At 43.5% G+C, this 24,389-nt stretch carries 23 protein-coding genes; 13 read left to right on the forward strand and 10 right to left on the reverse strand.

What is annotated here, in order from left to right:
* Positions 1-573 (reverse strand): 50S ribosomal protein L6, encoded by a 573-nt coding sequence (locus VDIS_RS06355; RefSeq protein WP_013336408.1) that lies wholly within the window; start codon positions 571-573, stop codon positions 1-3.
* A gap of 141 nt (positions 574-714) precedes the next feature.
* Between VDIS_RS06355 and VDIS_RS06360 the strand changes: the two genes are divergently transcribed.
* From VDIS_RS06360 to VDIS_RS06395, 8 genes are read left to right on the forward strand one after another with little or no spacing between them, the layout of a single operon-like run.
* The gene (locus VDIS_RS06360; RefSeq protein WP_013336409.1) at positions 715-2,220 is read left to right on the forward strand and encodes a hypothetical protein; all 1,506 of its coding nucleotides are present in this window, start codon (positions 715-717) and stop codon (positions 2,218-2,220) included.
* A 5-nt stretch (positions 2,221-2,225) separates the two neighbouring features.
* Positions 2,226-4,406, forward strand: a complete 2,181-nt coding sequence (locus tag VDIS_RS06365) for a hypothetical protein (protein ID WP_148678271.1) — start codon at positions 2,226-2,228, stop codon at positions 4,404-4,406.
* A 5-nt stretch (positions 4,407-4,411) separates the two neighbouring features.
* Positions 4,412-6,178, forward strand: coding sequence for a hypothetical protein (locus tag VDIS_RS06370; RefSeq protein ID WP_148678272.1), 1,767 nt, complete (start codon positions 4,412-4,414; stop codon positions 6,176-6,178).
* 5 nt (positions 6,179-6,183) lie between these two features.
* Complete coding sequence (locus VDIS_RS06375; protein ID WP_052885786.1) at positions 6,184-6,927, forward strand: hypothetical protein; 744 nt, start codon at positions 6,184-6,186, stop codon at positions 6,925-6,927.
* Between the two features lie 4 nt (positions 6,928-6,931).
* Positions 6,932-7,774, forward strand: coding sequence for a hypothetical protein (locus VDIS_RS06380; protein WP_013336413.1), 843 nt, complete (start codon positions 6,932-6,934; stop codon positions 7,772-7,774).
* A gap of 5 nt (positions 7,775-7,779) precedes the next feature.
* On the forward strand, positions 7,780-8,346 hold the full coding sequence (locus VDIS_RS06385; RefSeq protein WP_148678273.1) for a hypothetical protein: 567 nt from the start codon (positions 7,780-7,782) through the stop codon (positions 8,344-8,346).
* 17 nt (positions 8,347-8,363) lie between these two features.
* Positions 8,364-8,774 (forward strand): nucleotidyltransferase domain-containing protein, encoded by a 411-nt coding sequence (locus VDIS_RS06390; RefSeq protein WP_052885787.1) that lies wholly within the window; start codon positions 8,364-8,366, stop codon positions 8,772-8,774.
* Positions 8,762-9,175, forward strand: coding sequence for a DUF86 domain-containing protein (locus tag VDIS_RS06395; protein WP_013336416.1), 414 nt, complete (start codon positions 8,762-8,764; stop codon positions 9,173-9,175). The genes VDIS_RS06390 and VDIS_RS06395 overlap by 13 nt, the downstream gene beginning before the upstream one ends.
* Here VDIS_RS06395 and VDIS_RS06400 read toward each other — a convergent pair.
* Positions 9,172-10,644, reverse strand: a complete 1,473-nt coding sequence (locus VDIS_RS06400; protein ID WP_013336417.1) for an ATP-binding protein — start codon at positions 10,642-10,644, stop codon at positions 9,172-9,174. The two genes, VDIS_RS06395 and VDIS_RS06400, sit on opposite strands and share 4 nt — an antisense overlap.
* Positions 10,645-10,855: 211 nt before the next feature.
* Between VDIS_RS06400 and VDIS_RS06405 the strand changes: the two genes are divergently transcribed.
* Entirely contained in the window at positions 10,856-12,754 is a 1,899-nt protein-coding gene (locus tag VDIS_RS06405) for an APC family permease (protein ID WP_013336418.1), read from the forward strand.
* 50 nt (positions 12,755-12,804) lie between these two features.
* Positions 12,805-13,473 carry an orotidine 5'-phosphate decarboxylase / HUMPS family protein gene (locus VDIS_RS06410; RefSeq protein WP_013336419.1) on the forward strand — a complete coding sequence of 223 codons (669 nt, stop codon included), beginning with the start codon at positions 12,805-12,807 and terminating at the stop codon, positions 13,471-13,473.
* Here VDIS_RS06410 and VDIS_RS06415 read toward each other — a convergent pair.
* From VDIS_RS06415 to VDIS_RS06440, 5 genes are all read right to left on the reverse strand, one after another.
* Positions 13,470-13,985 carry an Lrp/AsnC family transcriptional regulator gene (locus tag VDIS_RS06415; protein WP_013336420.1) on the reverse strand — a complete coding sequence of 172 codons (516 nt, stop codon included), beginning with the start codon at positions 13,983-13,985 and terminating at the stop codon, positions 13,470-13,472. The two genes, VDIS_RS06410 and VDIS_RS06415, sit on opposite strands and share 4 nt — an antisense overlap.
* Positions 13,986-14,074: 89 nt before the next feature.
* The gene (locus VDIS_RS06420; RefSeq protein WP_013336421.1) at positions 14,075-14,401 is read right to left on the reverse strand and encodes a ferredoxin family protein; all 327 of its coding nucleotides are present in this window, start codon (positions 14,399-14,401) and stop codon (positions 14,075-14,077) included.
* A gap of 101 nt (positions 14,402-14,502) precedes the next feature.
* Positions 14,503-15,216 carry a TatD family hydrolase gene (locus VDIS_RS06425; RefSeq protein ID WP_052885788.1) on the reverse strand — a complete coding sequence of 238 codons (714 nt, stop codon included), beginning with the start codon at positions 15,214-15,216 and terminating at the stop codon, positions 14,503-14,505.
* 32 nt (positions 15,217-15,248) lie between these two features.
* Complete coding sequence (locus tag VDIS_RS06430) at positions 15,249-15,701, reverse strand: 30S ribosomal protein S17 (RefSeq protein WP_013336423.1); 453 nt, start codon at positions 15,699-15,701, stop codon at positions 15,249-15,251.
* 326 nt (positions 15,702-16,027) lie between these two features.
* Positions 16,028-17,689 carry a hypothetical protein gene (locus tag VDIS_RS06440; RefSeq protein WP_245522467.1) on the reverse strand — a complete coding sequence of 554 codons (1,662 nt, stop codon included), beginning with the start codon at positions 17,687-17,689 and terminating at the stop codon, positions 16,028-16,030.
* 157 nt (positions 17,690-17,846) lie between these two features.
* On the opposite strand from VDIS_RS06440, the gene VDIS_RS06445 reads away from it, so the two are divergent.
* The gene (locus VDIS_RS06445; protein ID WP_013336425.1) at positions 17,847-18,770 is read left to right on the forward strand and encodes a PLP-dependent cysteine synthase family protein; all 924 of its coding nucleotides are present in this window, start codon (positions 17,847-17,849) and stop codon (positions 18,768-18,770) included.
* Between the two features lie 75 nt (positions 18,771-18,845).
* Positions 18,846-19,079: a hypothetical protein gene (locus VDIS_RS06450; RefSeq protein WP_013336426.1), complete on the forward strand. Its 234-nt coding sequence runs from the start codon at positions 18,846-18,848 to the stop codon at positions 19,077-19,079.
* A gap of 3 nt (positions 19,080-19,082) precedes the next feature.
* Here the strand turns inward: VDIS_RS06450 and VDIS_RS06455 are convergent, their stop codons facing one another.
* Together VDIS_RS06455 and VDIS_RS06460 are read right to left on the reverse strand one after the other, a co-directional pair.
* Positions 19,083-20,468 carry an acetyl ornithine aminotransferase family protein gene (locus tag VDIS_RS06455; protein WP_013336427.1) on the reverse strand — a complete coding sequence of 462 codons (1,386 nt, stop codon included), beginning with the start codon at positions 20,466-20,468 and terminating at the stop codon, positions 19,083-19,085.
* Between the two features lie 96 nt (positions 20,469-20,564).
* Positions 20,565-21,497, reverse strand: coding sequence for a hypothetical protein (locus tag VDIS_RS06460; RefSeq protein WP_013336428.1), 933 nt, complete (start codon positions 21,495-21,497; stop codon positions 20,565-20,567).
* A gap of 109 nt (positions 21,498-21,606) precedes the next feature.
* Here VDIS_RS06460 and VDIS_RS06465 point away from each other — a divergent pair, with 109 nt between their 5' ends.
* Complete coding sequence (locus VDIS_RS06465) at positions 21,607-23,124, forward strand: hypothetical protein (RefSeq protein ID WP_013336429.1); 1,518 nt, start codon at positions 21,607-21,609, stop codon at positions 23,122-23,124.
* On the opposite strand, the gene VDIS_RS06470 is transcribed toward VDIS_RS06465, so the two are convergent.
* Positions 23,105-24,379, reverse strand: coding sequence for a cytochrome ubiquinol oxidase subunit I (locus tag VDIS_RS06470; protein WP_013336430.1), 1,275 nt, complete (start codon positions 24,377-24,379; stop codon positions 23,105-23,107). The genes VDIS_RS06465 and VDIS_RS06470 overlap by 20 nt on opposite strands.
* Positions 24,380-24,389: the final 10 nt, after the last annotated feature.

A 24,389-nucleotide genomic window follows, 5' to 3' on the forward strand; every position in this document is an offset into this window, starting at 1 on the left:
TCACTTCATGTGCTCAACGGCGTAAACATAAATACCATCAAGAACGCCAGGACCACCCTCACGGCCATGCGGGCTAATCCTCTCATCACCCCTCAACGTAGTGGCTAACTCAATGTTTGCCGCAAATTGGCTAACGACTTCCTTATCAATACCTTCCACGACTATGTCATCCTTAGTCGTGGAAACCTTGACACCCTTGGGTATGTTGAGGATTATCTTCGACCTCCTACCCATGAAATTCTCAATAATTAACTGATTGCCCTGAACCTTGGCATTCATTGGGAAGTGGGAGAATACGATCTTAAGCTTATACCTCCAGCCCCTCGTAACTCCAAGAATCATATTCCTAATATGGCCAGCCACGGTACCAACAACGGCCTTCTCACTCCTACCAGCGAAGTAGGACTCAATAATTATGGAGTCATCAGCAGGCCTTATAATAACCGGTATGTTTCCGAAGTTCCTCTCCAGGGTGCCTAATGGACCCTTAACAATGACCTTACTACCGTTAATATCAACCTTGACACCCTCCGGAACCTCCACCTCCTCAAACACGTATGGTTGTCTAGCCATATCGATTTGATGATTGATTAAACCCCTATTAAAGCGTTTAGTATCGTTAAAATCATTCAATAAATAGCAATTTTAGATTTAATGATGCGATGTGGCTCACGTTCAGCTAAGTTTAAAAACCTATCATTCAATTTAATATTAATGCTCAATTCCAAATTAAATGCCAAGGGACAGACAAGCGCAATCGAGGTGGCAATAATAATACCGGCAATAATAATCGCAATAATAGTATTCATAGCCCTAATACCCAACTATTCCTACTCCGCAGGCTCCGAAGTAAACACCTTCCAATTAAACGCCATGGCACAATCATTACTCCAATACATAATCACAAACCCAGGAAACCCACAAAACTGGGGCCTAAACGCAAGCCAACTGGCGGCATTCGGACTAGCCCAACCAAACCAACCATACAACCTAGACCCATTCAAGGTACTGGCCCTAACCTACTGGGACTACCAAAACGGAATAAACCCACTACCACCACCATCAGAAACGACAGCAATATGTCAAGTACCGCAATCAAGTAGTGGCTTCTTTGGTTACTTAAATAGTCTCAACATTACAGGCCTATACATAACGGACTACTTCATACTAATACCAACCACCCTATCAAAGGCATCCCTCAATTACAACAACGTGAAGGAAATGCTGGGCCTAGGCAATAACTACGACTTCAAACTAATGATATACCCCGTGTTCAACGTAATAGTAACAAACAACACATCGACAAACACGGTAACCGTACAAGTGACCAGGTTCAACACAAACCCACAACAACCGGTACCCAACGCAACAGTACAAATAACATACACAATTATGTATTACAGCACCACAAGCGGTAACAAATTTAGTTTCGCAATATGCGCGGGTACATCACCTCCAGAGACCACCAACAATAACGGAATAGCCACCTTCAACATGGCAACCCTAAGCTGCACAAGCACGACCGGCAACCTAACCGTGAACCACCCATACATAAGTAACGCATCTAGCATATACATAGACGCATACGCAAGCATAAGCGGGATTGGAGACCACGGCTACTTAATATGGCCGAATAACATAACAATACCACTACTGATGGTGATGATACTACCCAACAACACAAATATGAACTCAATACTCTTCATAGACCCAAGCGCCCTCAACACGACCTGCTTAGAAATCATCTACAACAACACTGGGAAGAAATCACTTGGGCTAAGGGTAATGGCAATATACAAATCAGTCTATGGATATGTATTTCAAGAAACCAACTTTACCCTAAATCCAGCAAACGGCAATAGCCAACAATCATACCCAGTGCCCTGCACAACTACATACCCAGGTAATGGTAACCCAAATAGCGGCCAAAAGAGCTCGGTGTGCTACTGGAACGTACCCAGCTCACCGATGTTCCTCATAGTCACCGTCTACAGAAATTCCCAAGGACAGGCAGGCAGTGTACCTAAGTCGCAGATCCTCGTAATACCCTACGGAATATCGCCACAATTCTACCTAAGCAATAGAATCATAGTCTTCGGGAAATCAATAAAGAACGCCCCAGTGGGCACGGCAACATCCCTAGTCTACATAGGAGACTCAGCCTACTACGCAACACTGTACCTATACTACGGAGGAAACGTCTTCGGCCCAATAGGGTGATGGGCATGACTGGCATTGGCAAGAGGGGTCAGGGGTTATTAATCATTGCAATACTCCTGGTACTCCTGGTACTCGTAATAGCCCTCATATATAGGGAATTCACCATGACCCCAGCATACATATACCAAAGGAGCGTGTACTACGCCCTTAAGTACGACCCGCAGGTAATCATTGAACAACTAATACAGGTAATGAATGCCGTGGTAACGGGCTATGCGATAAACTACAGTCAATTTCTAATGAATGAGGGAGTCGCCCTATACCTACATGCACTAACCTCCATGCCTGTGTCTTATTCATTATCTAATGTGATTGAATCACAACTAAAACTAATGATAAACAGCATATACACACCAACAGGACTAATAGTACCAGAGAACAACCTAAACACAAGCATAACAGCGGTGACCGGGTTCTACGGAGCCCTAGGAATACCCGGCATTAAGTACGTGTACTCAGGAGGCAATGCATCATCAATACTAGCAAGCGCCCAACAAACCTACGACCTACCAAGCCTAGGAATACAACACCTAACACTAAACTACTCCATAAACTTAACAGCGTCAATAGCGGCAAACGGCACCTGTAACATAAACCCAAACATAATGATTTATAACACAACGCTGGAGTGCATATTCAACTTCAAAACAAACACATACACATGCACCGGGCCCGGAATATACACCACAGGACAAGCCAACTCACTATGGGCACCATATTACCAAGCATATTCCAAACAGCAAGAATATTGGAAAAATGGCACTGGTTGGGTGGCTTCCTCAGGCCCATACCCACTGGTGTTTGTATACCCAGTTGATGAATTAATGGGGCAAAATGGTTTTGTAATATCCGCAACCTTCGATGTAACGCAATCACCGAATAATTACTTAGTGGGCATAAACTTCCTAACACCAACACCACCAACCAGCGGCACAGGCAGCAACGGCTACACTATTTGCGTTATACCAAGTTCTCAGCCAAGCAATAATCAGTACAAATGTACCGTTAGCTATAGGATAAGTTCAACTTCAACCATAATAAATGTGACAGTTAAAGTAACGCCAAATAATCCCATTAATCTATTTAGTGGTAGCATTACCGGAAATGTCTCTATATATGTTAATGGTACAGTTGTATATTCGTCAAGGATTTATTTACCCAACTTTCACATAATACCGAATACAATATTCAGTAATAATGCATACATGTTAAGTGGTTATAATTCAAGTAGTGGGAAATACATTGGTTCCTGGGTGGCGCTAATATTCAGCAACGCCGCGGTAGTGAACGCCTCAATAAAGTACTTCAACAGTTATAAACTACCTACGAACATACAAATACAGGTATCCATAAACAACAAGCCAGCACTGGGCACAACACTCAGTGGGCTAGCTGTAACACCCACATTAGGGGCATCAAGCTTCAACGTAAACTACGCCGTATGTAACATAACAGATAACGCAATAGTATTCAACGTACAAATGCCCTGGCCACCCACGGGCTACCCAACAACCCAATACCTAGTGCTCATTAACTACAGCAACGTAGTATTGGCACTAAATCCCTGGGCTAACCCACAGAACTCACTGATTCCGCAGGGCTATTCGGCCACGTCGTTGGTGCCATACATGGCTTACGTACTTAATAAGTCAAGTAATGAGCTTATTGTTAATACTTACTTCATAAACCTTGGCATACCCACGCTACTATCGATATACGGCTCAAGCACGGGCTTATACATAACGAATATAATCAATGGGTATGTATATTCCGTAATGGGCCCGGTAATACCATCATCATTAAACGTGCTTAAGGTTAATAATGTATTTCCAATGCATGTTATGTCCATATTTACGTTTAACGAGACACTGTATAACCTAGCCGCTGGATACACGGTAATAAGCCAGGTAGTTCCACCAACGCAAACCGAAATAACTGGTTACGGAAATACGAATAATTACCCAAGTGGGCTCTACAATTGGGTCACTGAGTATGAGCATTTCCCCAACCAAACACTACCCTACACATACTTTAACTACACAATACTTAACTGCTGGGGGACAACACAAAACAATAATGAATACGTTAATTATAACCTGTACTACATATACGTAAATGGTCAGCTTCAATATAATGGCTATACACCAACTCAATACCTACCATCATGTCAAGGTTCATATTGGTGATGCCTATGAACGCGCCACCCGTTAGTCATGTTCGTGGACAGGTAAGGATCATTGAGGCCATTGCGACGACAATAATCGTGCTCATACTAGCGGCCCTACTTCCAATAATCTTCAATTCACCGACAACGACACTAAGGAGCCAGGTACAGACAAACACGGAGTGGTATGCGTATGACGTATTGCTGACGGCCATTAATAATCCACAATTCACGTACTATGTACAACATAATAACTGGAGTGCCATTCGCTCGCTCCTCAACACTATCGTTGGTCCTCAGTATGATTGGTACATTGCAGTGGTCCCGTATAGGAAGGTCGTATCTATAGTATCGGTAATGAATTATGGGAACTACGTATTAATACCCCTGAGTATAATACCGAAAGTTTACTACGCTCCTCCACTGGGTATGCCAATATTCATGACTAGTATGAGTGTGTCAATGCTCTCGCTAAATGTCTATACAATAAACTCCATACTAGGTGGTAAGTACTCAATAAACATCACTATGCCTTTATCGAATGTAGCTTTCATACAGTGCAAAAACTTGTTTAGTACGAACATAACACAGTGCATTAAAAGTGGTAATGTTAGGATGATTAATTGGTGGCTTGAGTCCTTTGACCCACGTACTGGCGTTGCGGTGGTTTGGCTTAATGCCACCGGTAATGTTTACATGCTCGTGTCCAACGGCAGTATCCCTTACAACGTGTTAAGTAATTCCTACTGCCAGTACCCATATTGTTACCCAATCGGTGGCGTCAGCAACATTATGTACTCCTCATTCAACGCCCCATATAACAATGAACCACAGTTCATTAACTACTACACACAGCAAGCACTATCTCAATGCTATTCAAGTAGCAATGGCATGTATGGCGGCAGTAATTACCTAGTTATGATAAAAACAAGCGGCGGAACCGCGTCAGGACAAAGCCTAAATGCGCCAACAACGGTCAGTTGTACCCTACCGGTAAGCGTTAATGATAACGTGGGTGGAATTAACGCATACTTAATTGGTCAATTATTGACGTCAATCCCAGGCACAAGCTTCACACTGGGCTTTAGCAATGTTGAGGTGGAACTGGGTGTCTGTTTCGTTAATGGTACGTGTATCAATGATTATACGGGATCGGTTGCTGGTGCATCATTCCCAATAAGTATTGGCAATGTAAATGCCGCCGAGACTTACGGAAATACCCATGAATACCTATCTCTAAGTGTTAATGGTAATACCGATATCACGTCACTACCTAGCTATTACTACGTGTACCTACTCACGCTGTCGTTATCGTTAGATCTTGCGAAATGCGGAATAGATGTAAATGCATCAATATATGACTTAGTTACAATGAGTAGCGTGTCGCTTTCATATTTCTACAATCTAACGAGTAATGATGGACTTAATTGTACGCAATTAATGTCACTTCCAAACATAACGAGCATAAGCCTAACGATGATACCCAGCAACATATTACTACAACAAAGCACACCACAGAATCCAAATAATGACGTTTACTATGTCTATAATGCCACAACCATAGTCTATGACTTGTGGGTATCGCCAACACCAACAACGTCCTACTACATACCAATTACAATCTCTTACAACTTTGAATCCATCGATAAGTACAACGTGGTGCCTCAGCAGTACAGGGAGAGGTTCTTCCTAAGTGGGTTTGCACCCACCGCCTCTGCCTATGCCATCATTCAGCTGCCCAACGGCACCTACTACCTGGTTTACCTGGGCCTAATGAGTGTGGCTAGTGGGTGATGGGTATGTCCAGGGGCTTGAGCGAGATTGTTAGTATGGTCATTATCATGGGTGTCGTAATCGCCCTGGGCCTCATATTCTACATAATCGTTGGAATCAACTTTAGTAAGGCATCAGCGAGTGTGTCGGTCTCGCAGATCGAGACCTTATTCGATAACATAGCCACCGACTTGGACAGCGCCTTGTCCAGTCCTATGCCATCTAACGTGCTTAGTTATCCGGTCTTTATGACGAATTACGGAACCTACAACGTTGCGCCATCTTTTTGTAATTTAACGATTAATGGAATAACCGCATATAGTAGTGGCGGTGTAGTATTTGGTGTACCGCCAGGCTATGGCTCAATGCCCAGCGGCTACATTAACGTGCTCCTGGGGAATAGGAGCCTAATAGTGGCTAATGAGTCGAGTAATTTATTTAATGTGGTGTTCTATGGGGCCTCCACAATCTCCGGCGTGACTTATGGTGAGTTCATTGCGTTGTATCCTAGGGTTGCTGTGCTTACCATGGGTGGTGGTCAGTATGAGTTATTGGTGCCGGTGTTGATTGGTCGTTTTAATCCCAGCCTTAGTAATTTGCTTGTGTTTAATGTTACGTATCCAATCTCGGTTAATTATAACTATGACAGGCCCGGGACGTACATCATTAATTACACATGCGGCGCCAAGAATGAATTGTTAAGTAGCGACGTTGTGCTTAATGGAAAAATTGAAATACTCCCTGTGTACATATATGTGTATTATGGGTGATTGAATGAAGTCTACGCCCAAGCCCATCCATACCCACTGGAGGCACGGACAAAGTGACGTATTGAGCACTGTTATCCTAATTGCCGTGATAATGGTCGTGAGCGCCATATTTATAGTCTTCTCCATGGTACAATTTGGTAATGAGGTTTCTCAATCATCCATCGAGTACATTGCCTCGTTTCTCACGAATGTTGCGGATGACATCGATACATTCATGTTCGTTCCAGGCGCAATACTCGTGTATCAATTACCGAATACAAATTATGGAACATATAATTTCGTAAACTCACTATGTAACATATCCATTAGCGCGGCTTCGAGTAATGTCATTAACGAGGTATCCGGCGGATTGGTATACGGTGTACCACCCACGTATTTCTCACTGCCGCCTGGGTTCAGTACGGTGTGGAGGGGTTCTACATTTAATGGAGCACCTACATCATCATTGAATGATTTCTCATTGATCGTTAGTTACCAAACGCGCGTCTTAATGGGTACATCAATGGCTGTCCTACAGTTTGGTTATGGTAACTTCAACGGTATTAGCTATGGCACTTACTTGGTCATGATTCCTAGGGTCATGGTTATAAATGGTACTGGGCCCAGCGGGATTGGTTACGTGTACATACCAGTACTTAACCTAGTCAGTAATCAGGGTAGGGGTAAGTTAATCATTAGCATTCAGAACATTAGTTCTCAGTCAATAGTTCTTAAAAATGGTGGTGAATTAAAGATTAGCGAGGTCTGTCATTTCGGCAATGGCGTCAAACCAATAAGCTCAAGCGCCGTTGTGGTTGGTAATACCGTGTACGTAACCATAGTTCAAATAGGTGTTGGCTTTGGGTGATGGGCATGGACACACTGGCCTTTATAATAATGACCGTGGCCCTCATGGTTCTGGTTATAACCTTCACCTGGTACATGAATTACTACGTATCCATGAACCTGCTCAACACGGCAAATTACATAACCTCACTGGTAACGTCAGCATTGAAGCATGAGACGGAGACCGCCATATCAATAGCCTCCTTCAGCGATGTTACTGGGAGTTTCAACTTCACATTTATGCTACCCACATCGTCATTCTCAACCCAGGGACTCGCCATAAACTACAATATAACCCTATACCCAAGGAAAGAAGGTGAGATAATCGAACTTATGGCAAACATAACCGTGACGGCAAGCCTAGGCCCTATAACGAGAGTAATGAGGACGACAACTCTACTCTACGCATCAACACAGCCATATAATATTACCGCTTATAACTGCGTTAATAGAAATCGTCCAGTAAACTTAGTAAATTCCATATGGTTATATCAGGTGCCGGTGAATTTATCGAACTATATCTGTACCTGGAATAGTAAGGATATTCAGCTGGGCTATGCAGTAATAAGTATAAATAAGGGTTATCAGGGATAATTCATTAAATCATGAATATGAACATTAATGAATTAAGGTTGTTTCCTTGGAGCAATTACGGCGTTGTCTTCACAATACTCTTTGGTTCAAGGGCCTGGGGCAGGATTGTTAAGGGTGATTGGGACATAGCCGTTTGGCTAATAGACATTGATAAGTACGTCGACCTTCAATACTCCTTATCCCGGTTCCTCCGCGTTCATGAGGAGTATGTAGATCTCGTGCTACTTAATAATTATGAATACCTGCCCTGCTCATTAATAATCGACATACTTGGTAGGGGCAAGGTTATTTACTACAGGGACCTGGATGAGTACTTAGACATTAAGTTGAGAGTCCTAAAGCCCTGCTTTGACTTCATGATTGATGCCGAGAAACTTGACTTACTGAGGACGCAGATAGATGCGGTGATTAGGAGATGGGAGCGATAGAGCGATTGCTTAAGCTCCTCCTCCATTACACGACATTGCTGGATAACTTAAGCGTTAATGACCTAGATGACGTGTATAAGTACCTCTCCGCCATATACCTACTCCAGGTTCAGGCCCAGTCATTAATTGACATTATGGTTAAGGCAGCCTCGGCCCTGGGTCTCGAGGTTGAGGGTTACGTGGATGCTGGTAATAAGTTAATGAGCGTTGGTATATTGAGCGGTGAGGAATTTAGTAAATATAGGTCCATTGTTAGGTTTAGGAATATCGTGATTCACCAATATGGTATTGTGGATATTAACATAATCCGTAGGATAATCGGCAATAGGGAGTATAGGGATGTTACTAAGCTCGGTATTAAAGTTGTTGAGGAGTTACGTAGGCGTGGGGTTGATTGTTAGGCGTCCCTAACCCTAATGAGTATTGGCCTTCTGAGCGGGTTCATTAGGCCGGCCACGAAGAACTCCCTGGTGCCGAGTTGGGCTAGGGTTGCCTCGCTCACGTCTGCCAGGTCCATGTACGCGGCTATCTCCCTGAGGTCGCCCTGGGCGCTTAACCTGCTAAAGAACACGGTGCCTAGGTTAGCCCTGATGCTGGCCCTAACATCCCTTGCAATCCTCTGGCTAGCAACGATGAGTGATAGTCCCCACTTACGGCCTTCCCTCGCCGTGGTTTCGATGATGTCGCCGCATATCGTCCACTCATTCTCAGGTACGTAGTTCTGGGCCTCATCAATTACGAAGACTAGGTCGAGCGGTGCCTTACTGGCCTTCACGAGCCTCCAGGCAGCGTCTATGACATCGGCAACAATTGCCTGCTTAACCACGAGTTCCGGATCAAGGCTTAAATCAATGACCACTAAGTTTGATTTCAATGCCATGTTTACGATATCCATCGGCGATAAAGTCCTCTTATTAAGTTCATCAAAGAACTCACTCTCTATGAAGTAGTCAATGAAGAGCCTAGCCTTCTCAACAGTCGAATCCCTGGCGCCCAACCCCCTCATGCTATCCACTAGGTGCTTCGTGAATGACGCCTTATCCCACTTAACCACTTGACTAGCTTGAGTACTTGGCTGTGGATCAATTAATTGTGATGATTGCTGTCTCTTCATCCTCTTGTCGCCACTTACGTACGTAATTACCGCAACCTCCAGATATTCGCCAAAGGTCTGCCAATTAAGCCTAGCCTTCTCCGCAATTACTGAGGCTATCGTTGGTGGTGAGATTGAGATCTCCTTAGAGGTTATTACCCTATCCCTGAAATACGGCGTATAATCCACGCCGCTGTGGTCGAAGACTATCACGTGCTTCCCAACCCTAACCAACTCCTCAATTAACGCCTTAACAAGCCTGGACTTACCCACACCAGTGGCTCCGAAAACACCAACATGCTGATTAACAAAACCTGCGTCCAAGTTAATGGACCAACCACTATACTTATGATTACCAATGTGTATTGGTAGGTTGGACTTTATATAATCATTAAGGAACTTACCGTCTTTAATAACGAATACCTTAGAACCTGGCGTCGGTACGTGTCTAACCTCAAGCACGGACTTAGTACTCGGCTTTAATGTGGCATAGAGCCTAACCATGGCTGAGGTGAAGGGCATGAGTATTGTCTGGTCAAGAACCTCGGGCCTATCTACGAAGGGTGACCTAACCCTATCCCTAATGAGCGGCTCGAGCTTTGTAACATTCCTAATAACACCAAGTAACAATTCATCCTCAAGGGATGGGTCATGAATAATGACCAACTGCTCTTCCAGGGCTAGGTTCTCAGTCTTCTTATAGAATTGAATCGGCACTAAACTAACAGATGCCCCACTGGTTGTAATGCCGACCTCAATACAGCACTTATCAAGCATTCAATGATTAATCTCAGGGGAGCTTATAAATAACTAATGATGAATGATTTTATCAATAGATTATAAAATTGAATGTAAACTATGCTTTATCTATAAATAATATATTTGTAAAATGAAAAAATCATTTGATATTCTACAAGCATAATATTACAAGAATATAAATATAAAGGGAAAAATTAATAAAGGAGAATAAAACATACTATATTCTGTTATGTCTAACCCACCAGAGACAGGTCCAAAGATTGGTGTTGAGAAGGCTGAGGTTACGGATAAACAACTCAGGAAGGCTTTGAATGTGTTCGATATTGCATACCTAGTAATAGGTGCAGTAATAGGTAGTGGTTGGTTATTCGGCTCCTTCTACGCGGCGGCAAAAGCCGGCCCTGCCGCGATAATTTCCTGGCTACTTGGGGGTATATTCCTAATGTTCATAGCCTTCTCATTCGCAGAATTAGGCGGTATGATACCCAAGTCCGGATCTATAGTGAGATATCCACAATATAGCCATGGCAGTCTCACTTCATTCATACTCGCATGGGCTTACTTCCTAAGTGCGATAACGGTGCCGCCCGCCGAGGCTGAAGCCGTGGTTACATACATGTCATCATATGTCCACGGCCTCCTCACACCAACCGGTGTCTTAACCCTTGAAGGTGGTCTTGTGGCATTTGCCTTCTTAACATTCTTCTTCCTCCTCAATTACTTTGGTGTTCATGTTATGGGTAAGACGAACACGGCCGTTGGTTGGTGGAAACTAATAATACCAATACTCACAGTTGCCTTACTACTTGGCTTATTCCTACATCCGGCTAACTTCACGGCAGTACCTGGTGGTTTTGTGCCGTATGGATGGGCGCCAGTATTCATGGCATTACCAACAACCGGCATTGTATTTGCTTACCTAGGCTTTAGGCAGGGCATTGAGTATGGTGGTGAGGCAAAAAACCCACAGAGAGACCTACCACTCGGTACTGTGATAGGCTTCTTAATATGTATGGCAATTTACATATTACTTCAGGTTTCCTTTATTGGCGCTATTGATTGGTCTAAGCTTAGTCTTAAGCCTGGTGATTGGACTGACCTAACATCAACTGTGCTAAGTAGTGGTCCATTCTATGAGATCATGAAGATCAGCGGAATACCGATACTAATGGCCTTCGGCATAGTCCTACTAATCGACGCCATAGTGTCACCATCCGGCACAGGTTGGATATACACAGGTACATCAGCGAGGACATTCTACGGCATGGCTGCTGATGGCCACTTACCTGACTGGTTCCTGAAGCTTAATAGGTGGAGGGTACCAATGTGGTCAACGATTGCCGCCTGGCTTGTTGGTGCGTTATTCCTAATACCATATCCGGCATGGGTATATATAATAACATTCATAAGTTCAACAACGGTATTGACATACGTCGTTGTAGGATCAACACTCGTAGTACTTAGGAAGACGGCGCCTGAGGCTCCTAGGCCATTTAAGTTGCCTGTTCCATATGTATTTGGTGCCTTGGCATTCATATTTGCCTATTTAATACCGTATTGGTCTGGTTTTACGACTATGTGGGGCGTCACGGCATTGGTCCTCGCGGGCTTACCGCTATTCTTCATGTATACTTCAGTTAATAGGTTTGGTGTTAGAAGGAGTAATGCTGCAATCCTTGGTGTTATTTATTGGATTGTTCTCGCCCTATCAACGATATTCCTCATTTATTATGACATAATAGTTCCGTATAATGCCGCATCTGCCGCAGGCACGGCATTACCATTTAGCATAAAGTACGTAATACCATTCGTGGCTTACGTCATAATAATGCTGGCAATGACTGTGGCCTTCATCTACATAATCCGCATGTGGTCTAATGAGGAGGGTAAGCAGCATATTAATGCTGGTTGGTGGGTTCTCGGTTTGATATTCACTACGTTGATACTCGACTTCTTTGGCCCATTCAGCGTCTGGACTTCACCACCACTACCATTCCCATACGACACAATAACAGCAGCAATAATAGCCCTAATACTGTTCTTCTGGTCAGTGAGAAGCGGAATACCAACAAAAGACCTAGAAATAGTACTAAAAGAAATGGGAGTAATAAAGGAGGAAAGAAAGTAAGCGCTCGTGTTAAAACTGTTTAAATAAAATTACTTTTTAATTATTCCCTGATGATACAAAGACATACAGGGCTTGTCCTGGCTTTCGATGTTGATTGGGATGTGGAGAAGTCAATCATGTTCCTAAATGGCATTAGTGATCTTATTGATGCTGTTAAGATTGGTTGGTATCAATTACTGACTATTGGTCCCCAAGGAATTAAGGAGTTAACGGATAGTGTGAATAAGTATTTCCTAGCTGATTTTAAGCTTGGCGATGTTGCACACATTAATGAGTATGTGGTTAGGAAGGTGTATGGGTTAGGCATTAATGGTTTAATAATGCATGCTGTGGCCGGTAGGGATAACCTAGCTACCGCCATTAATGTGGCGCGTAAGTTAGGCGTTGACGTATACCTTCTAATCTCTATGAGCTCTGGCGGTGAGTTGTATGATAGGAATCTTGATTATAATGTATCACTTGGTATGAGCCTTGGCGTTAGCGGCTTCATAGTCCCTGCGACAAAACCCAATGTGGTGAGGCAGGTCAGGTCAATGGTTGGTAGTAACTATCAATTATTATCACCAGGCGTTGGTGTTCAGGGTGGTAAACCTGGATGTGCAATAGCCAATGGAGCTGACTTTGAGATTGTTGGTAGATCAATAATCAATAGTGAGTCACCAAGACAAGCCGCACTCAATATATTGAACGCGATTAGGAATCCAATCAGTTGCTCTTAATCAGGTAGCACCTTATCAATTGGCAACAACCTATCCCTCCAGTCAGACACGAGCTCCAGCACTAGCATTGTCTCTGTCTGGGCGATGTCTGGGTGTGTTGGCAAGTAATTAATTAGGAAATAGCTGAGTTGCCTGAGATCCTTAGCCCAAACCTTAAGTAATATGTCATAATGGCCAGTTATTACATAGGCCTCCTCAATCCAGGGTAGTTTAGGATCTGTATCACTATCCTTTAATATCTTCTCAACAAGGAGCACTTGGGCCGACTTACCACCACTTGGTGCGCTCCTCCTGACGCTAATCAGTACGAAGGCGAGGAGTGTGAAGCCAACCCTTAATGGGTCAATAACAGCCCTGTACGAGGTTATTACCTTATCACCCTCAAGCCTCGCCAATCTCGTAGCCACAGTAGTTCTTGGCCTATTGAGGATCTCGGCTAACTTACTTAATTGTAGCCTACCGTCTTTCTGTATTTCCCTGAGTATTTCCTTATCTAACTTATCAATTATCATTATGGCAGGTTTAGAAAGTGCGCTGTTTTAATCTTTCTATCATAAGGAAAATAATTAATTTAAGTATTTAATTAAATGAAGAATACACCTTATGCCGGTGCCCAGGCAATCTTGTACTTAGCTTTCCAATCCTCAAACTCCTTCTTCTCAGCATCACTCAGTGGCTTACTGAACCTATACCAGTTAGCCTTGCCCTTGGCTGAGTCTGGTGCCTCGCTGGTCTTCCATATGCAGTTCACTGGACATACTGGCACGCAGCTGAAGTCATCCTTACATAGGTCCCATATTAGCCTTGCCTTACCGTTCTCGTCAAGTTCCAACGCTTGGTATGGGCATACGCTCACGCATGCACCACAACCGATGCAGATGTCTTGGTCAACAACAACCTTCTGGAAAGGTCCTGTCTTCTCTGCCATACGGAATTAAGCCCTTAATTGGGGTCTTAATAACTATTACTATTGATACTGCATGAACATGGTTACGATCATAGAGTATCAATTAATAAATAGGGTAAGTATTACAGATTAAAAAGTCTAGAGAAATTACTACTAACAACGTCCCATAAATCCTCAACACTAATACCCTTTATCTCGGCAATAATTCTCGCGGCATCCTTAACCATGGGAGGCTCAAGCGTTATACCCCTATACTCATAAGGTCCATCACTCTCCAGCAGTATCATGTCGAGGGGCGCCTCCTTAGCCACGGCTTTCGACTTCTCCTGTATCTTTATAGCGGCATTAATCGATATATAGTAACCGTAATCCCTCAACTCCTGAATCAGGTTAAGAGGACCCGTGTACCAATGGAACAGGACCCTATCAACATCAGCCCTCCTAACCATCTCAAGGACATCCCTCCAGGCATCAGGGGCATGAATATTAAGCGGTAAGTCATAATCCCTGGCCCAACTAACGAACGTTTGGAAAAACTCAACTTGCCTATTAAAGGTTTGGGGGACAAACCTTCTGTCAAGACCAACCTCACCAATGCACTTAGCCTCAGACAATAACTTCTCAACCTGCCTTAACTCATCAAGCCCAACCTTATCCACGTTCCAGGGGTGAATACCCACGCATGGTACAATATTCTCATAATTATTTGATAAGTCAATGGTCCTCCTTGAGGATGGGTAATCATCAGAAACAGCCGCAATCATTATCTCCCTAACAAACTCCGCAATTCTACTATCCAGGAATTCGTGCAAGTGCGTATGCGCGTCGTAAAGCATTATGTGCATTAAGGCTAGGTATTATTAAAGGGTTATTGCTGTTGTTCAAGCCTAAGCACTTGGGACTTGACCTCAGTAACATCCTCCATCCTACCAATTATGACATGCCTAACTGTCTTGCCTAAAGGCCTTGTCTCGCCAATGTATACGATATCGCCAGGCTTAACATCGATGCACGGTGGAACCCTAACATGCATCTTCTTCCTCCTCCTCTCATACCTCTTATACTTAGGATCATAATGTAACCACTCATGGATAGCCGTCGCAGTTCTACCATAAACCTTCTCAACAGTGACAGTGAATACCTGACCCCTAACACTTAAGTGCCCATGCCATGGACACTCAGGGTCATTACAAACCTTCTTAGGCGGTAAAATCCAGGGAATACCAACATGCCTAACCCTAACAAACTCACCATTAGGCAACTGAACCTTCTCACCAGGCCTAGGTCTCTCAGGCAACTCCTTAACAATGACCTCAACCATCAAGCCACGTACAAATAACCCCTTTAAAACAATTTCTTTTAAAGGGAACCCAAAGACTTATAAGCATAGCTACTGACTTATTAATGCCGCGACAGTCCCAGAGAGGACCGTGGCGGTCCCCAATGAATGTGGACGGACGAACCGCGGGGATTTCCGAACATCCCTCCATCACCATTCTCGAACTTATCAAAAGGTATTAATAAGTTACAAACTATGCATTGCGTGGTGATGAATTAATACGATTAAACACGCAATTACATGATAAGACAATGATTCAGCTTAAACTATATTGATTAGCTTACGCATGCGAAAATAATGACACCTCATTAACTAATTATTATCACCTTCCCATACTTACATGAATATGACGTTGGATTTCCGTAGTAGTTCGTAGCATTGAGTATGAAGCCGAAGGTCGGTATTCCAAAGGCCTTAGATGCCACCATAACGGATATGTAAAGGTTCGTGCCCTTAGCGATACCAAGCAACTCTAGTTGAGTATTTGTAACAGTGGTGCTCGATGATGGTAATATAATACTTGCTATCCCAAGCCCTGTTGCCACAATACCCGCTATTATACTGTATGGTGAAGGCGCTGCAAGCGACACAATACCTGCTGCTAATGACCCAATGCCCGTACCCAATTGAGCTGTGTTTATGGCATACTTAACCCCACCAAGAGTAATATAGTATATTGTCCCTAACGTACCAGTCGTATTGTAGACCAGACCATTGCACATGCTGAGTTGTTCAGCTCCAGTTAGCGGATTAGGTGTAAAGCTTGCATAATCAATTACCGAGGATGCATTCAGAACTGGATAACTAATTAACCCCTTAGATACTGCGATGGCGCCGTAGTATAACGTGCTGATTGGGCCATTACCATAATCAACACCATATGTTAACTGTTCCTGCCTAGGCACGTAAAGAATTTCTGAAACAGTCACTGAACCTAGATACCACGTATAACCAGTCGTTACATCTACATACCAGGCATCATATTTAACCAACGCCCACGTACCACCGTATGCCCAATAAAGTGATCCAGGACCTTGCGTTGAAGACATATTTATCGATATAGCTAGCGTCCACGACTCGCCCGTGCTATAAGATGTGCCTATATCTCCATAGTTAGTTGCCATGGCATCCCAGGAAACCGTACCACTATAGTAAACACCCAAGTAAGTTAATAATTTATTATCGTACTGCCTAACGGATTTATCCCACGTGATCCAGGCCAGTGGTAGTGTTCCGTTTATGCCCAGGCATGTTGATTCCGGTATAAATTCGTAGGGTAGCGGCATGTAAATACTCGGCTGAGGACCACTAACAGAACAATTATAAAGCACATAACCACCATAAGAACCAAAGACCTGAGGGTCAAGCTCTCCTGTCGAATTAATTTTCGTCCGAATAACCTTAAAGGGTTTTATCGTATTTACGTTAATGTTTATGGAGACCACTATGTACCTTGGTACTGCCGGATTCATTGGAGCAACTTTAACTCCTCTGGCGGCTAAGACCCAACCGACGTTGTATGGTATAATCATTGGCACGACCCACGAATCATTACCGCTTATGTACGTTACGAATACTAGAAGTGACGTATTGTAGTCATTAACCGGCACTCCAGTGCCCAACCACTCATTGATTATAAATGACCATGCACTCTCATTGAAGGGTAGTGTGATTACACTGCCGTAGGTGTGCATCATTGGTGTGACTCCGTTGGGTAGGTTTGCGTAGATGCTTACGAATGCGTTTACTGGCTTTATTATTGAGCCATTTATTACGTAAACCCTAATTACAATGCCGGGCGCCATTGATTGTAATGACTCGTAGTAGGATATTACACCGTTGTTCACCTTAATTGACTGTATTGGCATGGGCTGGGCCTGCGCGGTGTTTAGCAATAAAATGAGGGTCGATACTATGGATAGAGCAAGTATGATTAATACCAGCGCTCTGACGTATTTTACCTGAGCCATAATCATCATTTATGATAAATTTCTTGGATTTTTTACTCTGGTGTTCATTTAAAATATGCCTGTACTCTATACTTAGCGTCTCATTGATTTCCACTTAACAGTGAATACTGGAATAATCCTTATTAAGCCACTAAGTGCCCATACCTCAGTATGGCAGGTGTTGGTATTTGCAGGGAATGGCAGTAAAAACAATGTCTTCCTCAGCGTGTCAGACTTCATAAGAAACTTCTACCCAACACCCCTGGTAAGGCTTGACCGCTTTGGCGATGTCTGGGCTAAGCTTGAGTTCTTTAATCCACTTAGTAGGAGTATTAAGGATAGGACCGTGCAATTCCTGCTTCGTAAGTACTTAAATGATTATTTACATGGCCGCCTCGTCTTTGAGGCCTCCTCAGGTAATGTGGCGATTTCATTGGCGGCCTTGGCTAATGTTTATGGGTTTAAGTACAGGGCTTATACAACGAAGCACTTGCCCGAAACCACTGAGGTTCTTCTCAAGGTCTTAGGTGCTGAGATTGTTAGGGTTGATAGGGAGATGATTGATGAGGAGTTTTGGCGTTGGGTTAGTAAAGAGGCCGTTAGGAATGGGGCGATCAATCTTAATCAGTTTGAGAATGTTGATAATCCTGATGGTCATTACCAAGTTACTGGTGAGGAAATTGTTAGGCAGTTCAGGGGTGTTGGTAAGGTGCCTAGGGTGTTAATCGCGGGTATTGGCACTGGTGGGCATATAACTGGTATTGCTCGGAGGCTTAGGGATGAGTTCGGTAATGTTTATGTTGTTGGTGTTGAGCCTGCGGCGGGTAGCGCAATACCTGGCATAAAGAGGCTTGAGTCTGGGACTAGGTGGGTTCGTGAGGTCGTTAATGAGGTTGTTGATGTTGGTCTTGAGGAGGCTGTTAGGGGTGTTATTACAGTGGCTAGGAATACAGGTCTGCTCATTGGTCTTAGCAGTGGCGCTGTCTTTCAAGCCTTTCTGAGGGTTAGGGAGAGGTTTGGTGATGTGACTTACCTATTGATTTTTCCTGACGATATTTATAAGTACGTGAGTATCATTGGTCGTTTCGTGAATTCCGCGTAAGTTCTGTGAAAGTTTCAGTGTACTCTTTAAATAAAAACCTGATAGGACTTTTTAACCTGTACACGTATACGTGATATGATGACTGGCAAGTACAAAGTCTTCATAAACAGGAGAATGGGTAGGATCCTAGTCAGTGGTAAGTCTGAGGACTTATCACTTATTGAGGAGGGCTGGAGAATAATTTATGAGGATAATGATTGGAGAAATGCCTTTGAGTATGCCAGGAATTACGCGGATAAGCATGATTACGTGCTCGAGTGGTACCTTGAGGAAGAGAAGGAGGTTTTGAAGGACGCCTTAATTAATTAGGTATCACTTAACGCGTTCTCTATCAACCTTCTTAATAACATCAATTATTATATCCACAGCCTTCTCGGCGAGCTCCATGGGTATGTTTAGCGGTGGTGCAATCCTAATAGTGGACTTGCCCGCGCTTATCACGGCAACACCCCTCTTAAAGGATTCATAGAGCACCTGCTCAATCTCCTTGGTGGCATACTCCTTAGTCCTCTTATTCCTAACAAGTTCAACACCAATCATTAGGCCGAGGCCGCGTACATCGCCAATCAATTCCACACGGTCCATCTCCTCCATGAACCTCCTCTTTATGTAATCACCAACCCTCTGGGCATTTACCAATAGGTCCTCATCGTTTATTATATTTATGACCTCAATACCTGCAGCTAAAGCTACTGGGTTACCACCGAAGGTGTTTGCGTGGGATCCCCTTGGTAGGTCCATTATGCTTGCCCTACCAACAATTGCACCGAGTGGTAATCCTGCGGCTATTGCCTTAGCCATCGTTATTATGTCAGGCTCAACACCCCAATGTTCAATGGCGAACCACTTGCCAGTCCTGCCGAATCCTGCCTGTACCTCATCATCCACTAGCAATATGCCGTACTTATCAGCGATTTTCCTTAAACCAGGGAAGAAGTTTTTCGGTGGAACTACATAACCACCCTCACCCTGTATTGGCTCAAAGAATATCGCAGACACCTCGCTTGGGTCAACCATCTTTCCGAATATCCAATCCTCCAGGTAACCGAGAACAGCTTCGCCGCATTCCTCCTCGGTTAGGTTCTTTCCGAATGGACACCTGTAGGGGTATGGATATGGTATGTGTATTACGTTAGGTAGCATTGGGTTAAAGCCAAACCTCTGTATTGGCTTGCTCGCGGTTAATGCCATCGAGCCGTATGTCCTTCCATGAAAGGCGCCCAGGAAGGCGATTATGTAAGGCCTCTGATTCCTAAAGTGACCACGCGATATCTTCATGGCCCCCTCTATTGATTCTGTGCCTGAGTTTGTGTAAAAGACGCGCTTAGTGCCACTTATTGGTACTATGCCAGTGAGCATTGACGCGTGTTTAACGATTAATTCGTAATAGAAATCAGTCATACTATAATGCGTGAATAACTCGGCTTGCCGCTTTATAGCCTCTATGACCCGTGGATGGCTATGTCCGACGTTCATAACTGCAATACCAGCATTGAAGTCGATGTATAGGTTTCCATCAACATCTTCGATAACAGGCCCATAACCCCGCCGAATAACGAGTGGGTACCACCGGCCAAAGGATTGCATTACCAATGACTCATCCATCTTTATTATTTCCTGAGCCTTAGGGCCTGGTGGTTCAACAACTATTTTAGGAACGTTGTTTAAGTCTATTGGCCAGTACCACTTGGGCGGCATTGGCATTATCAGGGTTTATCTAATTAATAAATTCTTCTCTATAGGTTTTCATCATCAATAATTAAGTAAATAGGTTATATTTAATGGTAATAAGGCTTATTTAGTTACAAATAATTTAAGGCCAGCCACGGTTGGTGTGACTATGGCTCTACCATCACTTAGGTACCTAATTTTAATTAAGTTCATGTTAGATAGTTTAATCAATTCCTTAATAACGTCATTCCTACTCACCGCAGCTGATTGGGTTATCATATCAATTAGTGATGCCATTGTTGTAAAACCAAGCTCATTAACTGTCCTTAAAATCTCTAGGTCGATATCGTTTAGCGATTCCCTGCTAAGCTCGAAATTATTGCTCACAATGCTTAATCCAAGCCTTGTTACTAACACCTCTGAACCCATGCCGTTGCTTACCCTAATTAACTTACCAAAGATTTCCTGGGGAATTGATATTGAGGTCATCACTAACTCATCGAATATGCCAATATCACGTGGCATGCGGTTAGTCATAACATAGATATTGCCGAGACCTCTCACCTCCTGTAATTCGTCCTTAATCTCGTCCGTAAAGTCTGTTGCAAGTATTGCTGAGCCCTTAATGCCGTTAGATGCGTAATAAGCCAGTATAACGGTGGTCACTAAAGACTTTATGGGTTCAATGAGTGGAACATTTATACAGCCCCTACCCAACGGTTTCCATATATTAAGCATACCCATTAGCTTCATGAAGTAGTAAAGTCTCGATACATTATAGTCCTGATACGTCTCAATTATGTAATTCACGGCATCATGAAGCCTTGAGGAGTTCATGAGCGAGTCGAGCAATAGTCTCATATCATCATCCCTCAGGTCAAGTATTTTACTCCACATTATTGCAACCCTCGTTATAATCCCTGGGTTCAACTCCACGTCAATGCCAATATTACTATCATTACCTGGGCATAACATGGTCATTACCCAATCGTTATTTGGTAATACGTTGCGAATTAAGTAATCAAGTCCTAACGATCCGTATACCAGTATTAACATCGTATTACTGCCTTGTTCCGTAATAGAAAAGATTAATGATTAAAATACCGTAACTAATCAATGTGAGGAATTTTTAAAATCAGTAATTAATTACGTAGATTCGACGTTAATGGCGAGGAGCATAAGGACAATGGCGGTCTTGGCATCACTACTTACCCTATTAAGTAGTTTTACGTATAATATCGCTATCACGAGGAAGATACCAACGGCAGGTCTTGGACTACTATCGTTATTAAATGCAACAATTGGCTTCTCAATCCTACCGACCGCCTTAATAACCTTCGCCTACCCAAGGTTGACGGCTAGGGATAATGGGTTAAACATCATTGCTGCCGTGAATGTATCATCAATCTTTTACCTAGTGACGTTTGTACTAACCATAGCTTACCTAGCGAGTGTTTGGACTAAGATGGGGCCCTATGCCTGGTTGGTCCTTATTATAGCGGTGCTCTCGGAAATAACGTCATACCTGCAGTCCATAACTAATTCAATATTGATGGTTAAGGATAGGAGTAGGTTCGTAATAACGTCAATAATTCAATCACTTACTAAGTTCATCGCCATACCAGTGATAATGGTGCTTGGATGGACCATAGAGGTTATCCTGTGGTCGACATTCTTTATAGTGTTTATACCATCTCTGTACGCCTTCATATACTCACTGAGGTATAATATTCATGCCTATGATACCCGTAGATACTTGAGGGAGGTCCTTAGTGCGTCTTGGGTACCGTTAATGGGTTACGCAATTAATTCCTTTAGGTCCCTGGACACAATGTTCATTGGGATCTTTGGTTATGCCCAGTTGAGTATTTGGTACGTGATTTTCATACTCAGTAAGCCGTTTGGTTACAGTGGCACTCTTATTAACGTAACCTACGGTGAACTCCTTGAACGCGGAAAGCTAAACATAATCTATAGGGACTTCCTGATATTACTTTTAATAACTACGTATGTGGCGTTGGCATTGACGTTCTTCCCTGGGATTTACATAAACCTCGTTAGGCCGAGTATGCGGGGTGAGGTTGATTTATTGGTGTTACCCATCATCCTTCTTGCGGTAAATAGTGTCTTGGGCAATGTTAATCAGTTCATTAGCAATGTCATGCAGGGTGTTGATAAGAGGGATATTGAGAATGCCAGTGAGATAAGGCCCGGCGTTTATTTAAGGAGTCTTATTTTACATACTCATTTAGCCGAGCTTGTTTTCACAATTGTTTACCTATTAACAATGGCGCCATTAATCATAGTATTCAAAGACCTGGGGTTCACGTATTACGCAGTGGTTGGTGCATTAGTTTCCTCATTACTTGCAAACATGGCGGCATTGGGGTTTAGGTTTGCTAAACTTGGTAGTCTCAAATCCCTACTTAATGGTAAGGCATTAATTATGGATTATGCATTACCATCATTACTATCAATAATTGTTTTAATGCTTGTTGTACGTGTGATTAAGTTCGTGCTTTATCCAAGTATTATTATCTCGCTGGTTCAGGTATTAATTGCATCGTTAATAACCCTAGCCATTTACTTCAGTATTGCGATGGTCGTTTCAAGAAATGTGAGAAATATAATCATTATTTTAATTAGGAGGATAGTTAACACAATTACTGCCTCTCAACCCTAAGCGACTGTGGAGTCCACTTCCACGATAGGGCGGCGTAAATAACGTAGAGTAGCAACGCATTAAAGAACGCAAACACCACAAGGCTCCCATAAATCAGGCCAGGCTGTATAGATACCAGCTGCAGTAGTGCGTTCAATTCGGGTGTTAGTAATGTGGAGACCTTTAGAGTATTGGCAACCTGAAGTGTGAATTGCAGGCCGTAAGCCTTAACGAGGGCTGGTACCGCAGGTAATGGGGGAACTATTGCGTAGGGCAAGTGCGCCAAGCCGTTCATTACCTCGGCACTAATCATTAGCAGTAGTACGAGGACGAGCTTGAGTGCTGATATGGGCCTATTGATGAACTTGAAGGATAGGGCTATTAGTATGAGTAGTATTAGTCCTAGGGCTATGTCCATGTAGAACACGCCGGTCAATATCATGGTTGGTTCATAGACTGGGTATAGGCTTGAGGGTAGGTAGGCAGGTGGCTTACCAAATATTGACCAGGCAACCGTCGGTGAGTATAGGTAAACCTCATATAAGTATAGCCCAGCGAATACTGCGTACAATACGCCGAATATTAGGCTTATCCAATTACTAATCCTGTACCCAACCAACCTATACTCACTCTTATCGACCGAGTACCTCCAACCAAATATTGAGTTTATTAATACCCCAGTCATCGCGATCGCCCCAAAAAGCGTTGCCAGGAATAATGGCGCATATGTTGGGTTTAGGAATACCTGGGACCAATTAATGCCGAGTGTGAATCCAACAATTGATGACGTATCCTTAAACACCTCAACACCCGCTGGGTAGTTTATGAAGGCGAACACGAGCCTAAACATCGCTGGTATGACCGTAAGTGATATGGCCATGCCATAGCCAACGGCGACATGCCTCATCGGGCTAATCCTGCCAAAGCCCCTGTAGTAAAATCCAATGAAGGGAAGCGCTATTGCAACTCCAAACACTATGGCAACACCCCACACAGGCCACAGGAGGGCCCCGGCTATGTTCGTGAATATCGGCAGCAAGCCCGCCAGGAACACGGTTATTATCGTGCCGAAGAGACCGCCTATTGCATATACCGTGATTAGGTAATTAGCCATGTTGTGCGCCAGGTCGACATAGACCTGTTTATTACGCTTATAACCAATCAACTCGAGCGTTGGCAGTATCCAACCAAGGCCGAGCACCGTGTACACCAGTGGCAGGTGAACGGAGAATGCCCATGCAATTAGACCCACGGCAATCTCTGTCGCGGAGACCATACCCACCACC

The organism is Vulcanisaeta distributa DSM 14429, assembly GCF_000148385.1.
Classification (GTDB): Archaea; Thermoproteota; Thermoprotei; order Thermoproteales; family Thermocladiaceae; genus Vulcanisaeta; species Vulcanisaeta distributa.

Bases quoted from the DNA above. Each gene is read 5' to 3' on its own strand.
- VDIS_RS06355 (WP_013336408.1), bottom strand. From the start codon at position 573: ATGGCTAGACAACCATACGTGTTTGAGGAGGTGGAGGTTCCGGAGGGT.
- VDIS_RS06360 (WP_013336409.1), top strand. From the start codon at position 715: ATGCTCAATTCCAAATTAAATGCCAAGGGACAGACAAGCGCAATCGAG.
- VDIS_RS06365 (WP_148678271.1), top strand. From the start codon at position 2,226: ATGACTGGCATTGGCAAGAGGGGTCAGGGGTTATTAATCATTGCAATA.
- VDIS_RS06370 (WP_148678272.1), top strand. From the start codon at position 4,412: ATGAACGCGCCACCCGTTAGTCATGTTCGTGGACAGGTAAGGATCATT.
- VDIS_RS06375 (WP_052885786.1), top strand. From the start codon at position 6,184: ATGTCCAGGGGCTTGAGCGAGATTGTTAGTATGGTCATTATCATGGGT.
- VDIS_RS06380 (WP_013336413.1), top strand. From the start codon at position 6,932: ATGAAGTCTACGCCCAAGCCCATCCATACCCACTGGAGGCACGGACAA.
- VDIS_RS06385 (WP_148678273.1), top strand. From the start codon at position 7,780: ATGGACACACTGGCCTTTATAATAATGACCGTGGCCCTCATGGTTCTG.
- VDIS_RS06390 (WP_052885787.1), top strand. From the start codon at position 8,364: ATGAACATTAATGAATTAAGGTTGTTTCCTTGGAGCAATTACGGCGTT.
- VDIS_RS06395 (WP_013336416.1), top strand. From the start codon at position 8,762: ATGGGAGCGATAGAGCGATTGCTTAAGCTCCTCCTCCATTACACGACA.
- VDIS_RS06400 (WP_013336417.1), bottom strand. From the start codon at position 10,644: ATGCTTGATAAGTGCTGTATTGAGGTCGGCATTACAACCAGTGGGGCA.
- VDIS_RS06405 (WP_013336418.1), top strand. From the start codon at position 10,856: ATGTCTAACCCACCAGAGACAGGTCCAAAGATTGGTGTTGAGAAGGCT.
- VDIS_RS06410 (WP_013336419.1), top strand. From the start codon at position 12,805: ATGATACAAAGACATACAGGGCTTGTCCTGGCTTTCGATGTTGATTGG.
- VDIS_RS06415 (WP_013336420.1), bottom strand. From the start codon at position 13,985: ATGATAATTGATAAGTTAGATAAGGAAATACTCAGGGAAATACAGAAA.
- VDIS_RS06420 (WP_013336421.1), bottom strand. From the start codon at position 14,401: ATGGCAGAGAAGACAGGACCTTTCCAGAAGGTTGTTGTTGACCAAGAC.
- VDIS_RS06425 (WP_052885788.1), bottom strand. From the start codon at position 15,216: ATGCTTTACGACGCGCATACGCACTTGCACGAATTCCTGGATAGTAGA.
- VDIS_RS06430 (WP_013336423.1), bottom strand. From the start codon at position 15,701: ATGGTTGAGGTCATTGTTAAGGAGTTGCCTGAGAGACCTAGGCCTGGT.
- VDIS_RS06440 (WP_245522467.1), bottom strand. From the start codon at position 17,689: ATGGCTCAGGTAAAATACGTCAGAGCGCTGGTATTAATCATACTTGCT.
- VDIS_RS06450 (WP_013336426.1), top strand. From the start codon at position 18,846: ATGATGACTGGCAAGTACAAAGTCTTCATAAACAGGAGAATGGGTAGG.
- VDIS_RS06455 (WP_013336427.1), bottom strand. From the start codon at position 20,468: ATGCCGCCCAAGTGGTACTGGCCAATAGACTTAAACAACGTTCCTAAA.
- VDIS_RS06460 (WP_013336428.1), bottom strand. From the start codon at position 21,497: ATGTTAATACTGGTATACGGATCGTTAGGACTTGATTACTTAATTCGC.
- VDIS_RS06465 (WP_013336429.1), top strand. From the start codon at position 21,607: ATGGCGAGGAGCATAAGGACAATGGCGGTCTTGGCATCACTACTTACC.
- VDIS_RS06470 (WP_013336430.1), bottom strand. From the start codon at position 24,379: ATGGTCTCCGCGACAGAGATTGCCGTGGGTCTAATTGCATGGGCATTC.